Here is a 10,914-nt window from a genome sequence, read left to right on the forward strand (position 1 = left end):
CAGCGCTTTCCGTGAAGAGCGCCCTCTACGCGAGGCCCTTGGTGATGGGGGGCGTGATGAACTCGGTGAGGGAGGAATACGTAACGGGGGAGGGGGCCTCTGTTGAGGTGGTGGGTCTTGAGCTGGGCACCGGCGCCTCTAGGCTTGACCACGTGGTTTCTGTAATAAACGACGCGCCTAGGGGCAGGGGCTACGCCCGGCTCTACGCAGTGGCGGCGGACAAGTCGTTTGTTACGCAGAGGGCCGTGGGCCGCATCACGAAGCGAGGAGTTGGTAGCGACAGCGCGGTGGAGGGCGTGGTGTACATAGCGGGGGAGGGGGCCGTCGCCAACACCCAGCCCATCATCCTGGTGGAGACTGGCGAGGTGGAGGGGGCTAGGCACTCGGCCGCCGACGCCGCGCTGGATGAGGAGAGGGAGTACTACCTCAGAGCCAGGGGGGTGAGGAGGGAGGATCTGCCTAAGTTGCTCATTGCGAGCTTGATAGATCAGTACCTCTCGTCGCTGTCGGCGCAAGCCCGGGGTTTTGTAGAAGAGGTTGTCAAAGCCTCGGGCGTGCTCTAGACAATCCACCTGACGGCGCTGGGGGAGAAGAAGCTTGCGATCTCCGGCTCAACCCCGGGTGGCTTAAGGAGGTGGCGCCACTCGCCGGGCCTGGGCAGAATCAGAGCCCTGGGGGCGTAGTCGTATATCCACCTGGTGGCGGCCTTGCGGAACAGCGTGCCGCAGACGCGGCATCTCCAGCCCTTCCCAGCCCCGGCGCTTTCCAGCGAGCCTCCGCAGTAGGGACACCTCTCCCTAGCCCTCCGGTAGCGCCCGAGGATGTACGCCCTCTCTACGTATAGGTAGAGCCGCCCCCCGCGGGGCTTCAGCCCCCCGTAGAGCTCCACGTCGCACCCAACGCATCTCTCCAGTTCAGCCGCCATCCTCCCCAGATGTCTATAGACCACGAATGGAAGGCCGCTGTCCAGCCAGCCCACCAGGTGCCTCCCCCCCACCCTCTTTACGCCTAGAACTACGCCTCTGGCTCTGTAGAAAGAGTAGGGATAGGGCTCGTCGAAGTAGATCCCCAGCTCGATGTGGGCGTCCACGGCTTGGTTAGTCCTGTAGATAACCCACCCAGACGGCTTGAAGCCCCAGTTCTCTAAAAGAGACTCTGCGTATACGAGGTGCTGGGGGGTTAGCCCCCTCACGCCGAAGTACACGGGGTCGGGCCCCCTGGGCTCGATCAACACCCTGTTCCTATCGACGTTGTGGAAGGTGAATGGGTAGGTGAGGGCCTCCATGGCCCTCGCCAGCTGGGGGGGTATCGGGAGCCTCTCCCCCTCCCGGTAGGCGATAAGCTCGAAGGTGGAGAGGGGGAGCTCCGCCCCCACGGCGGCGGCGGCGCCTATCTTACCTCTGCCGCCCCACGTCTTAAGCCCGGCGCGCTCAGCCGCGCTTACGCTGACCACCTGCGTCAGCGCCATTCTGTATAGGACCCGCGCGCGCTCCGGCACCAAGCCGACGGCCATGGCGACGCCTGGATCGGTCTTCCCCTCCCGCCTTGCGAGTGCTTGGACCACCTCCACGGCGAGTCTCCACAGCTCATCTACGTCGCCGGGCGGCACGTCGAGGACAAAGGACACGGCGGCGTTGCCCCTAGTCTTAAACGGCACGTTGGGGTTCAGCCTAATCAGCCGGGGGAAGTCTTGGAAGGCCCCGGGGCCCCACTTCTTCAACACCTCCTTTGCAAATACGTAGCCTACATACGTTGTGCAACCTCCACTGTGGCTGTCCGTGTCGTCTATCCCTATGTAAACCCTCATCTATAGGGGCCGTACCAAGCATCCCGCAGAGAGGGCCTCGAGACGCTGGAGGTACCCCCCGCCCACCTCTCCCCCCTGGCGACGGCGGCGGCGAGGAGCCCGAGATCTAGAGGCAGAGAGGGGCCGTAGTGCGCCAGGGTGTCGTTTGGAGTCACCACGTACTCCCTCCCCCTCAGGAACTCCACCTCACGCTCGCTGTAGCTCCTCCCCCTGGCCTCGTAAATCACAAAGCTGACCCTCTCCAACAGCCCAAGCGGAGGCTCCTCGTAGTGCATAAAGACGCATGGGAGCCCCCCTAGATATCTCAGCCCCACCCTCGTAAGCGCGTCCGCCACGTAGGAGTTGCCGCAAGCCACGTCGTACACGCCGAGGTTAATAATGGCAAGAACGCCGTCGTACAGCGGCGCCCCCCTCAACAAATCTCGGTAGACACCTACCAGTCTGTCCCCCTCCTCGTCGCGATCGAAAAGCCTTGCGAAGAACCTAAACACGGCAACTACCGCGTCGATATTCACCGGCGTCGGCACAGCCACAACAGCCCTGGACACCTCCGCCGCCTTTTCTAACAAATGCCTCTGCACCGGGTAGTAGAGGATAAACAAGTCGGGGGCCAGCGCCCGCGCCCGCTCCACATCGAAATCCGTAAACGTACCCACGATAGGCACCTTCATCAGCTCCCTCGGCCTGTACGAAAAGGCGTCACGCCCGACGACCTCAACGCCGAGCAACGCCAAGAACTCGTTAACAGACGGGTTGAGACTCACAACTCTCCTAGGCACCCCATCAACACGGCCCATCAGCAACACCATTAACTCACAAAAACCCGATATAAAAACAAGCACAGATATACTACAGGGGCAACCGTGTAAAGCTTATATCCCAGCACTGCTAGAAAATAGGGGCGCCGAGGGGACGGGGCTGGCTCGGAGACGGCCAGCCTCTGGAACCTCCCGCACCGCCGCGGGGAGCCTCCAGCGGGCCGCCGAAAGGCGGGGGTAAAAACCAGCTGGAGGCGCGGCCCCCAAGCAGGGCCTGTGAGGCCCGCGCGAGGCCCGGGTAGGGGGGTAGACACATACCCCAACAGAAGCGGGGGTACCCGGCGCCCCCCTCTCTCCACACTGCGTTTAGCAGACAGCCGGCTCCATTGGGTATTTATAACAGATGCATTTTGATATATGTGGGGCGTGTAAGGCGTTTCCCCAAGGAGGTGGCTGAAGAGAGGCTAGAGAAGATTATTATAATGTCTGCAAGGCTGGGGCAAAATGTGATTTGGCTTTCAGACGATGTATTTACGCTTAGAAGCCTCGAGCCGCATAAGAGGTACAGAGTTAGGCTGGTAGAGGGGGTGTACGTTGTGGATGAGCTCCTGTAGCCCTGCGCTTGGGTTTTTGGCCGAGCTGAATGAAGAGGTTAAGCGGCGTGGTCTAGGGAGGGTAGTTATTGTGGGCGGCTTCGCGGTGGAGCTGTACAGCGGGGGGGCGTACGGAACAGGAGATGTAGATTTTGTCATAGATACCCCGAAGGTAGGGGAGGCCAAGCGCATCTTCGAAGAGCTTACTACAAAACGTGGATGGAGGAGGATGTCGCGGGTATACGAGGGACCCGGCGCTCTCTACCTCGACCTCGTCGGCTACACCTACACAGGCCGCGTAAAGGAGTTACGTATATGTGGAGGTAGCGTATACGTCCAGTCGCCGGAGGACGCCATCGTGTCCAGCCTCAACGCGTGCGCCTACCGGGAGTCTCCAGCCGACTGCGAACGCGCCGCCGCGGTGCTGAGCGCACAGAGAGAGCACCTCGACTGGGGCTACCTCCTTGAACTCGCCAGGCGCAACGGCGTTGATAAGAAGCTAGAGGAAATGAGGCGCGTCGTCGAGAAGACCTTCTCAGCTCTACAAGATGTGGTGGGCGAAAGAAGCTAGAGAGGCGTACATCTCAATCGGTGAGGAGTACGAGGCGACGAGGAGGAGGCCCCTACCCGTGGCGGACTTCGCCACATTTGGCAACAAGGCGCTTGACGTCGGGAGCGGCAGGGGGGCCCAGCCGAGGTATCTGGAACATGAACACGGCTTTGTTGTCCACTGCGACCTCGACCGGAGGATGACGCCCGGCGGGGACTCTGTGGAGTGCGAGGCGACGATGATGCCCTTTAGAGACGGGGCCTTCGACGTGGTGTACTTTGTGGCGGTTATCCACCACATGCCCCGCGACGCGGCGGCGCTTGCTTTAAGAGAGGCTAGGCGGGTGGGGCGGGTGGCCGTGGCTACTGTCTGGGCGCCTGACGTTTGGAGGGGGCGCGAGGTAGCGCCGGGCGTCTGGGAGGTGCCGTGGGGAGGCAAAGCCAGGAGGATCTACTTCCAGTACCAGCTGGAGGACCTACTGGCCATGGCCCCCACCCGCGTCCTCTCGGCCGGAGTAATGCGGAGGGGGAGGCACTACAATTTCTACATAGTATTTTGATATTTAAAGACGCAAGCCTAGCAATGTGTGGTATTTATCGGCAGAGAGGCTGAGCTGGGCTGGCTTCGGGAATACGCGGGGGCAGATAGGTCGACACCGTATGTGGTCTACGGCCCCGAGGGGTGCGGCAAGACGGCGCTGGCTCTGGAGGCGGTGAGGCGTTTTTCACACTGGTATCCACGCGGGGTGGCCATATATCTAGACGGCAAAGCGAGGAGGGGGGAGGACGTCTTCAAGAGTAATATACAGCTGGGGGATGTCCTAGCAGATGTGGCAGGCGAGCTCCTAGGCCGGATAGGCGGGGCGGCGGCGCGGGCGGCAGTGTGGCTACTGGGGCGGGTCGTTGAGCGCCTCGTGGAGAAGCAGTCGCCGTCGAATATCCTCGTGATAGTGGACGAGCTCTTCTCAGCTGTGGGCGTCAGGGAAGGGGCGGTGGTGGTGAAGCACGCCCAGGAGCTGGGCGATAGGCATCTGAGGTCTCTAAAAGCCGAGGCGGGCCTCATACCCAGGCCGCTGGCGGGCGTCCGTATCGCATACCTAGTATTTACATCTGAGGGCGCGTCCAGGCGGGAGCTTTCTAGACACAGCTGGGCCCACACGGCGCTGATGTGGAATATGGACAAAGACGACTTTAAACGCCTCAACGATGCGGTGGGCGGGCCGGACTTCGCCGCGGCGTGGAGGCTCTGCGGAGGAAACCCCCGCTGCCTCTTCCAGCTGGCAGAGGCTGGGTGGGACGCGGAGAGGTATCTGGCGTCGATATCCTCATCGAGGGGGGTGAGGTGGGTGGTGGCCAAAGCCGCCGAGCTGGGCCTCACCGATGCGTTAAAAGAGGCGGTGGAGGACCCGGACATTTTGGCGGAGCCCAGCGGCTTGAGGCTCGCCAAGTTGCTAGAGAGCCGCAACTTCGTCGTCGAGCTCTCGCCGGCGGCCATAGGCGGCGTCCCGAGCCGCGACCCCGAGCTGGGGGTGGGGAGGCTGTACGCCTGGCAGACCCCCGCGCTTAGAGACGCCGTGGCGAGGGCTCTACGAGGCTGAGAGCTCTTTACACATATACGGGCCGCACCTCTCGTACCCCAGCTTGCGGAAGTAGGGCCTCGCGCCGACGCCGCTGATCACAGCCACCCTCTTCGCGAACTCCGCGGCGATCTCCTCCGCCCTCTCCATCAAAGACCTGCCTATACCTCTGTGTTGCCACCAGCCCCCCTCAGCGCCGACGGGCACCTCGGGGCCGTAGACGTGGAGCTCTCTAACCAAGGCGGCCCCCCGGAGCTCGGGCCTGTGGGGGCCGTGGGGGATCCTCAGCCGCAGAATCCCGTAGAGAGTGTCGTCGGGCCCCACCGCCTCCAGAAAGACCTCCACGCCCCCCGACGCCTCGTACTCAACGCGCTTAACCTCCACCGGGCCGGGCTGAATCGGCAGGCCGTTGGCCAGCTTCACGCCGGCCTCCCTACAGCGGATCTCCACACACCTCAGCCCAAGCCTCTCCATATGCCGGAGCACCACCTGCCTCATGTTCCCCCACCTGGGGCCGTCCACAACGTGGTGCAGAGGGATGTCGCGGCCGAGGCGCATGACCCTGGCCCACCTGGGCACCGCCGCGTATATCCTCGCCAGGAGGTCAAGCCAAGTCTCCTCGTCGTAACTTCGGTACGCCCCGCGGCGCCACTCCTCGTACAACGCAGTCCCCGGCACCACGTACGTGGGGTATATCTTGACGCAGTCCGGCATGAAGTCCGGGTTTGAAAACACCTCCCTCACCATCTCCAAGTCGCGGTCGGGGTCGCTACCCGGCAGACCCGGCATCAGGTGGTAGCAGACCTTGTAAGCCGAATCCTTCAAAAGAGCCGTCGCCCTAACCACCTCTGCGGCGCCGTGGCCCCTCCCAACCCTCGCAAGCACGTCGTCGTATATAGACTGGACGCCCAGCTCAACCCTAGTCACCCCCAGCCTCAGGAGGAAGTCCACCTCTCCCGCGTCCACGAAGTCGGGCCGCGTCTCCACCGTGAGCGCGACGAGGCGCATAGCCGCCGACTCGTTCCTAAGTTGCTCGGCCTCCAAATCCGGCGCCGGATCCGCCGAGCCCGCCCAGTTGGGGTAGTCGTTCAGCGCCTTGAAGACATTAGCCACAAACCACTCCCGGTACCACCGCGGCAAGGCGCCGAAGGTGCCCCCCATCACCACAGCCTCGATCTTCGACGGGAGGTGGCCGCTCATAAGATACACTTTGATACGGCCAGCGGTCTGCAGATAGGGATCGTATCGGCTCCTCTTGGCACGGAGAACCACCGGGCTGTCGGGCATGTAAGACTTGGGAACCCCCTCAGCCGACGGGCAGAAGGTACACCGGCCCGGACACGGAAATGGCTCTGTCATCAGAGCCACTACATGCACGCCGCTCGCCATCCTAATAAAGCGCAGAGGCCTCTCCAGCTCCTCCACAACCACAACACAACAAAATACTTTATAAATAGGCACAGCTACTTCAGAATTTGCAACCTCTATATATCACCGGTGCTTGTAAAAGCTCGTCACTAGATTTATAAACAGATAGAAGGAAGATACTATGTCGGGCGAACTCAGCGCCTTTGTCTACGATGCGCTTAAGACCGCCGTTGAACACGTCGTTGGTAAGCTTAAGGAGGGCAAAAAGCTCACCACCGAGGACATCTTCCTCCTCTACCTAGGATCCATACTGAGAGAAATGGGCGAGTTGCGGACCGAAATAGCCAGACTAGAGCAGAGACTCGACGAAACAAATAGAAGAATAGATGAAATAAACAAAAGAATAGACGCCGTCGCAGACTCGCTGAGCAAGAGAATAGACTCTTTACAAACAACTCTTCTTGACATACAGAAGCTTCTCATAGAGCTGGTAAAGAACAAATAACCTTGATATATCACGGCGGTACCTAAGCCTTCTTTTTACAAACTAGCCGACTTGCCACGAAGCCGGTATACAAGCGATGCCGTATTCTACCACGCGCCGAGGCTCACAACCTAGCGCGTGGTGACGTATATAGAGGCCCTATCCACAAGAGCGGCGCAACCAGGCGACGCGAGGTCCAGCATGCCGTCGACCACGCACTGCTGGGGGATCTGGTAGTTGGGGCACTGCCTAAAGGACCCCACTAGGTAGACACCCTTGCCGTTGGTCAGCGCCCAGCTAGTGACATTGAAAACCCAGCTAGTCGCCGAGGCGTAGGCTGAGCCAGCCCCCCTCGTCGTCGCCAGAGTCACATTGATATATATATTCCCCCCACTGTTGCCTATACACACAGACACAGTTGCGGTGTCGAAGCCGTAGAAAGTCTGGGGGATCAGCAACGCCTTCCGTATAGAGGCCACGCCGGGCACCGCCCCGCTCGACACGGCGTCTCTCACCTGCGACGCGACGAAGTCAGCCGCAGACGAAGCCGCCGTCTGCGTATCCAGCTCCAAAACTCGCTGTGCCTGCGTATCTACTACAAACGCCAGCACCGCCAAGGCCGCGGCGAAGGCCAGAAACAGGACGACTGTAACAACCGAGACAGCCCCCCTCATGTCAGCGTGATGTTAACATACTGCGTCACCACGTACACAGTCCCCGTCTGAGACTGATCAAACAGAGAGATCTTGTCGTCGCCCAGGGTCAGCTGGCCAGCGACGCAGTTTGGTATCTCCAACCTGTCTATCTTCCACACGACGTAGGAAAGGTACTGGGGGGTGACCCCCCTGGGGACTTTCACAGTTGCGTTCATCACGTAGATATACGCCTCGTTTACCCCCCTCACCACGAATATCCTAGGCCACGCCTTGATCCACCTGTCGCCGCTTTTGGCGGCCATTAAGGAGTCCGGCGGCCCCGCCACGCCGGAGCCGTAAACCACTACAAGGCCGTCGCCCAGCCCGCGCAACATCTTCGGGGTGCCCACTAGGTACGTGGAGTTGTACCAAACCTCTGCCGAGGTCCAGACGAAGCGTTTCGTAGTGCACGAAATGGTGAAAGTGTAAGTTCTATTGACGGCGCCGAAGCTTCCGTATACGAACGAGGGCAGGTTGAAGTACTTACGCGCACCAGCCATCCCCACATCCGCCTCGAGCGCGTCTGCGAAAGACAGTATGTAACCAGCCGCGGTTCTGTACTCAAGAGGCGCCATCGAGGCGTACAGCATGTTAATCACGTAGGGCAGAGCCGCGAATACTATCAAGAGGGCGAAGGCAGTTAGTATCAAGACCTCGAGCGACGTCATGTCGTCCTGTATACAACATTTGGATTTATAAAATCTAAGTAGTAGTACGGCCTAGGCCACGTAAACGGTATCAAAGCCGCGGAGAACGGCGCCGAGGCGTAGAGCGTTGTGAATGCCGTCATAGGCCTTCCGCCGAGGGCGGGGGCTGAGTTGGGATAGGACCTCAGCCACCACCAGCCGCTGGTCGCTATCTGGTAAAGCACAAGGCCTCTACTTACCGAAATCATGTAGGTATTGGCCGAGCCCGTGCCGTACTGCTCCCAGATGTGCATATCAAAACAGAAGCCGTCGTAGTGCCAGTAGAAAGGCGGCGTCGAGCCGGTGTACTGTATGCCCACCATCGCCCGCGTTGGGGAGCACGTCCACGAGAGGGTGCTGTTGTACAGAGCAACGCTTACACCGCCGCCGGACCACACCGCCGCCGTGAAGCCGTCTGGGTAGTTGGACAAACTAGCGGTGAGCGAAACCGACCCGGAGCCGCTGACGTATACGTCGAAGAAGGACGAGGGCGCCGTGGAGACTCCGGCGCCGCACAGAGCCACAATTACACCCTTGCCAGTCAACTGCTCACCTGGATTCACGGTGAATTTCAGCCACAGCCTCCCATTGGGATCTAGATATACGGGGACGCTCCTCCACCCCCCGTAGAGATACGCATAGGCCGCAGGCGGGGACGCCCAGGTTCTGTTCAGCATTACGAAGTATCTCAAGAGGGTCACGTTGCCCGGGAAGTAGACCCTAACATAGCTGGGCGTTGTGCACGGCGGGTAGACGTCTGTCCAGACATTCGGTATCCTCGCCTGCCACGGCACTAGATACGTCCTCAGATCTACGGAATCAGCGAGGTCTACACGCACCGCGGAGCCAGGGGGCACCAGCAACACAGTCCAGCTCCGCCGGCGGTCCGTCACGTCGAACCTCGCGGCGAATCTCGTATCGTCTGGGCTTACGGACGTGATTAGGGGACCTGTTGACAGCCACGGCACGACGAACACGGCGGTTCCACTGCCCTCGTTTATCAAGTAGTACGTCTTGTCCGACCTGATGGCGTAGATCCGCGGCTGGCCAGCCGACACGGCGACCCTGGCGCCGTATACGTTTACAATGACGGCGTGGCTCACCCACGACGGCGTGGTCACGTAGAGCTCGTACACAGCTCTATCCACCCTCCCAACGTAGCCGTAGTACTGGAGCAACCGCACGCTACACAGCGCCGAGGGGCAGGTCGTGTTGACATACGACCCGCCTAGGCTGTAGAAGAGGGTGAAGGCAGCGGCGAGGGAGCCCCGCTGGACGGAAGACCTCACGTCCAGCACATATCTATAAGTCTGCTGATTGGGGTCGACCCTAACTACCTGGAAGTCGGCTACCGACACGTTCAGCGACGTGCTCCTCTTGATGACCAAGTCCTCCACGCCAACGAGGCCTATTGCTCCCCTCACCGTGACGTTTGAAAGCGCATACGCCTCGCGGCTTGCCAAAACGTCGACACGCGCCGGCCTCACCATCGGCGGCCCGCTCATAGAGACGAACATAATAGACGGCGGCGGGTCGGCCCACGGCCTGACCCTTACATAGGCATACCTAGCCTTCTCCACCCAGGTAGAGGAGGTGCTGGCGGGGTTGTCCACAATGGCGCTACCAAGCACTATGTAAAACTGCCACGAGGTCCACGGCGCACCAATCCAAGACTTCGTGGAAAGCGTGAGGATGGGCCTGGTGGTGTTGTAGCTGTACACCCTGTACCTGACAAAATTCGGCGTCATTGCGATGGTAAAGAGGTACCAGCTGTTGCTGAAATACACAGTGCCCCCGTCGTCCCACGTCCTCCCGTTCCAGACGCCGCCAGCCCCATAGCCATTCCACAAAGCCCAGACAAGAACCGGGCTCACCGCCTGCACCCCCACGTAGCCAGCGCACATGGGGTGCCTATTGCTTGGGTCGTAGGAGTAGTAGTAGAGGTCAAACCGCGCCGGCCTGATTATGGCTTGGTAGTTGTCTGGATTAGGCCTAACCAAAGCCTCGGCAATGAACCCAGGCCAGTTGCTGGGGAGGTACAGCGGTCCGTAATACACGTTGTATGCCCAATTCTTCGTCCCCGCCTGGTAGACGGCATATACCTCGGCAACCTGCCCAAAGCCGGGGTCGGCCACGACGGACTTGCCTCTGCTCGCCACGCCTCCACTAACTGGATTCGGGTATCCACAAACCTGGGTGTTCGCCGTCGCCTCTTGCCAAGTCACTATGTCCTGTGCCCCCCAGTAAAGCGAGCCGCCGTAGCTAACGGGGGTCGGGCCGCTGTACACCACTGACTGCGAAAACGTCGCCTTGGGATTATTGTTAACATTAAAGTTAATTGCCACATAGTCGGTCTGTACGCCTCCAGCTTGAGAGCACCGCCCCGACTTCAGCACC

The 10,914-nt window shown here is 60.5% G+C and carries 12 protein-coding genes; 6 read left to right on the forward strand and 6 right to left on the reverse strand.

The annotated features are described in order from the left end of the window. A partial coding sequence (locus tag ACP5J3_RS06925; protein WP_428495012.1) for a SufD family Fe-S cluster assembly protein occupies positions 1 to 563 on the forward strand: 563 nt, incomplete at its 5' end. On the opposite strand, the gene ACP5J3_RS06930 is transcribed toward ACP5J3_RS06925, so the two are convergent. Beyond that, entirely contained in the window at positions 560 to 1,807 is a 1,248-nt protein-coding gene (locus ACP5J3_RS06930) for a TiaS agmantine-binding domain-containing protein (RefSeq protein WP_428495013.1), read from the reverse strand. The two genes, ACP5J3_RS06925 and ACP5J3_RS06930, sit on opposite strands and share 4 nt — an antisense overlap. Further along, positions 1,804 to 2,616 carry an ABC transporter substrate-binding protein gene (locus ACP5J3_RS06935; protein ID WP_428495014.1) on the reverse strand — a complete coding sequence of 271 codons (813 nt, stop codon included), beginning with the start codon at positions 2,614 to 2,616 and terminating at the stop codon, positions 1,804 to 1,806. Before ACP5J3_RS06935 ends, ACP5J3_RS06930 begins: the two co-directional genes overlap by 4 nt. Before the next feature lie 368 nt (positions 2,617 to 2,984). Between ACP5J3_RS06935 and ACP5J3_RS06940 the strand changes: the two genes are divergently transcribed. Genes ACP5J3_RS06940 through ACP5J3_RS06955 form a run of 4 tightly spaced genes read left to right on the forward strand, consistent with a single transcriptional unit; the run spans position 2,985 to position 5,305 of the window. Beyond that, positions 2,985 to 3,179, forward strand: coding sequence for a hypothetical protein (locus ACP5J3_RS06940; RefSeq protein ID WP_428495015.1), 195 nt, complete (start codon positions 2,985 to 2,987; stop codon positions 3,177 to 3,179). Beyond that, the gene (locus tag ACP5J3_RS06945) at positions 3,166 to 3,729 is read left to right on the forward strand and encodes a DUF6036 family nucleotidyltransferase (protein ID WP_428495016.1); all 564 of its coding nucleotides are present in this window, start codon (positions 3,166 to 3,168) and stop codon (positions 3,727 to 3,729) included. Before ACP5J3_RS06940 ends, ACP5J3_RS06945 begins: the two co-directional genes overlap by 14 nt. Then, positions 3,707 to 4,267, forward strand: a complete 561-nt coding sequence (locus tag ACP5J3_RS06950; protein ID WP_428495017.1) for a class I SAM-dependent methyltransferase — start codon at positions 3,707 to 3,709, stop codon at positions 4,265 to 4,267. The genes ACP5J3_RS06945 and ACP5J3_RS06950 overlap by 23 nt, the downstream gene beginning before the upstream one ends. A 27-nt stretch (positions 4,268 to 4,294) precedes the next feature. Next, a complete protein-coding gene (locus ACP5J3_RS06955; protein WP_428495018.1) occupies positions 4,295 to 5,305 on the forward strand; it encodes an ATP-binding protein in 1,011 nt (336 codons plus the stop codon). Here ACP5J3_RS06955 and ACP5J3_RS06960 read toward each other — a convergent pair. Beyond that, positions 5,294 to 6,673: an elongator complex protein 3 gene (locus ACP5J3_RS06960; protein WP_428495023.1), complete on the reverse strand. Its 1,380-nt coding sequence runs from the start codon at positions 6,671 to 6,673 to the stop codon at positions 5,294 to 5,296. The genes ACP5J3_RS06955 and ACP5J3_RS06960 overlap by 12 nt on opposite strands. Before the next feature lie 160 nt (positions 6,674 to 6,833). Here ACP5J3_RS06960 and ACP5J3_RS06965 point away from each other — a divergent pair, with 160 nt between their 5' ends. Continuing rightward, positions 6,834 to 7,157 (forward strand): hypothetical protein, encoded by a 324-nt coding sequence (locus tag ACP5J3_RS06965; protein WP_428495019.1) that lies wholly within the window; start codon positions 6,834 to 6,836, stop codon positions 7,155 to 7,157. Between the two features lie 110 nt (positions 7,158 to 7,267). On the opposite strand, the gene ACP5J3_RS06970 is transcribed toward ACP5J3_RS06965, so the two are convergent. From ACP5J3_RS06970 to ACP5J3_RS06980, 3 genes are read right to left on the reverse strand one after another with little or no spacing between them, the layout of a single operon-like run. Continuing rightward, positions 7,268 to 7,810 carry a hypothetical protein gene (locus ACP5J3_RS06970; protein ID WP_428495020.1) on the reverse strand — a complete coding sequence of 181 codons (543 nt, stop codon included), beginning with the start codon at positions 7,808 to 7,810 and terminating at the stop codon, positions 7,268 to 7,270. After that, positions 7,807 to 8,499, reverse strand: coding sequence for a hypothetical protein (locus tag ACP5J3_RS06975; protein ID WP_428495021.1), 693 nt, complete (start codon positions 8,497 to 8,499; stop codon positions 7,807 to 7,809). The genes ACP5J3_RS06970 and ACP5J3_RS06975 overlap by 4 nt, the downstream gene beginning before the upstream one ends. Next, positions 8,496 to 10,862, reverse strand: coding sequence for a hypothetical protein (locus tag ACP5J3_RS06980; protein WP_428495022.1), 2,367 nt, complete (start codon positions 10,860 to 10,862; stop codon positions 8,496 to 8,498). The genes ACP5J3_RS06975 and ACP5J3_RS06980 overlap by 4 nt, the downstream gene beginning before the upstream one ends. Between the last annotated feature and the right edge of the window lie 52 nt (positions 10,863 to 10,914).

Origin of the sequence: Pyrobaculum sp., assembly GCF_049971835.1 — an archaeon.
Taxonomy (GTDB): Archaea; Thermoproteota; Thermoprotei; order Thermoproteales; family Thermoproteaceae; genus Pyrobaculum.